1 protein-coding gene is annotated in these 414 nt (G+C 62.1%); it reads right to left on the bottom strand.

The annotated features are described in order from the left end of the window. Positions 1-10: 10 nt before the first annotated feature. Positions 11-280 carry a hypothetical protein gene (locus N826_RS44655; protein WP_169789527.1) on the bottom strand — a complete coding sequence of 90 codons (270 nt, stop codon included), beginning with the start codon at positions 278-280 and terminating at the stop codon, positions 11-13. Between the last annotated feature and the right edge of the window lie 134 nt (positions 281-414).

Here is a 414-nt window from a genome sequence, read left to right on the forward strand (position 1 = left end):
CCACAGGCGATCAGCGCCCGGAATGTGCGGTCAGAACCCGCTTACCATCCTCCAGCACCCATGCCTCGCTCTGGCGGTATGCAGCATCCCATTCCGCTCGGCAGCGCATGCTCTCTCCGTTGGATGCCACCGGGCACTCGCCAATCTCGGCGACCAAGCCATAAAAGGCTACCTCATGGCGCTGCTGAGCAGCTTCAATGACTGGGTCAAGCTCACGGTAGCGCGAGCACAGATCGATGAGACGAGCGTCATCACCGAAGTAAACCAGCGACGAAGGCACCTACTCGAGCGCCGTCACGCGCGTAGATTCCTGGTAATGGGCATCGGGAGGATTTGCTGATGGGTGGAGACTTCGGCGTGGCCGGATCAGGCGGCGGCAGCGGCGTGAGGAGCGATGTTCATGCGGCCCGGATC

Origin of the sequence: Skermanella aerolata KACC 11604, assembly GCF_000936425.1 — a bacterium.
In the GTDB taxonomy this organism is placed as follows: Bacteria; Pseudomonadota; Alphaproteobacteria; order Azospirillales; family Azospirillaceae; genus Skermanella; species Skermanella aerolata.